This is a genomic window from uncultured Leptotrichia sp. (assembly GCF_938036635.1).
GTDB lineage: Bacteria > Fusobacteriota > Fusobacteriia > Fusobacteriales > Leptotrichiaceae > Leptotrichia > Leptotrichia hongkongensis.
In genome coordinates this window covers 1-1335 of the sequence record NZ_CALHQO010000530.1, presented here as the reverse complement: position 1 = coordinate 1335, position 1335 = coordinate 1, and the positions used below count along the sequence as shown (strand labels likewise).

The following is a 1335-nucleotide window of genomic DNA, read 5'->3' as shown; positions in this document are numbered from 1 at the left end:
CTTTTTCTTCTTTAAATTGAGATTTTTTCTTATCAGATTTTTTCTCTTCTTCTAACTCTTCTTCGAAATCATCTAATACTGCATCTAATTCCTCTTGATCAATTTCATCATCACTTACATTGAACAATTTATCTTTTAGTCTTGAGAAGAATCCTTCTTTTTTCTCAGTTTCTTCTTCATAATCTTCTTCGTCTTCATAATCAGACTCATCATATTTTTCTTCAACTACTCTAGATTTTTCTCTTTGTTCTCGTTTCTGACGTTCTAGATATGTTTTATAATCCTCAGCCTCATCATCTTCTTCATCTTCATCTTCTAAGAATTCTTCATCTTCTTTTTTATTTTTATTTTCTTTTTTTGTTTTATTAATTTTATAGGACATTTTTTTATATCCTTCATCAATTGCTTCAAATGTTATAGTAGCCATTTTATCATTATTTAATGATTTATAACCTCCGTTTCGAGTGAATTCTATTAAATTTTTTAAATCATTTTCAATAATTTTTTTATCATTTTGACAACTTGTTATTGTAAATATTAAGATTAATCCTACAATAATTGAGAATATTTTTTTCATATTTGCTTCTTCTTCCCCCTTTTTCATCAGTTTTTCTTTTTTAAGACAAATACAGCTATCACACAGACAATTAATCCAGCAACTGCAGGCTTCAACATTGACAATGCACTCTTGCCAGTTAAAAGGTAGCTGTTAAATATTTTAAGAATTGCAGTTGCTATTAAAATTAATAAAAGTAATTTCCAGTTTTTTGTCCAAGTTGAAACTATTATAAAAATAAAAAAAACTATAACAGTAAAAAGTAGGACAATTTTATCCATTGTCCATCCACTTTTCAAATAATTTGCTTCAAAATTTAAAAATTTTACAATTTCAGGATTAGTTATATTTGGCTTTGGAAACCAAAACATACTCGTAAATAGACCAAAAATAGAAATTGAAATTCCTGAAAACCTCTTTTTGTATGCACTCCAAATTATTGGAATAATAAATAATGGTCTAATATACCAGCTTAGTATATTACGGTGCCGCTGAAATGCCCACATAAAAAATATGTTATTACTAAAAAATAAATAAATTAAAATTATTGTCATAATTCCAAATAATATGCCTATAGCTATGTCAAATTTTCTTAATTTATCCATTATTCAAAATCCTTTCCAAAATATATCTTAACTCTTTCAATATTAAACTGATAAAATCAAACAATTTTAGGAATTATCATAATTTTTTATTTTCAATTTCAAATTATACTCAAACCTACTTAAAATTAAACTACTAAAAATTATATAAATTTAGGGTTTGAGTAAAATAGTCAT

The 1335-nt window shown here is 25.0% G+C and carries 1 protein-coding gene and 1 pseudogene; both read right to left on the bottom strand.

What is annotated here, in order from left to right; genetic code table 11:
• A pseudogene (locus Q0370_RS10590) lies at nucleotides 1–604 on the bottom strand (hypothetical protein); the annotation flags it as partial.
• On the bottom strand, nucleotides 604–1161 hold the full coding sequence (locus Q0370_RS10585; protein ID WP_299575509.1) for a hypothetical protein: 558 nt from the start codon (nucleotides 1159–1161) through the stop codon (nucleotides 604–606). The pseudogene Q0370_RS10590 and the gene Q0370_RS10585, both read right to left, overlap by 1 nt.
• Between the last annotated feature and the right edge of the window lie 174 nt (nucleotides 1162–1335).

Bases quoted from the DNA above. Each gene is read 5' to 3' on its own strand.
- Q0370_RS10585 (WP_299575509.1), bottom strand. From the start codon at position 1,161: ATGGATAAATTAAGAAAATTTGACATAGCTATAGGCATATTATTTGGA.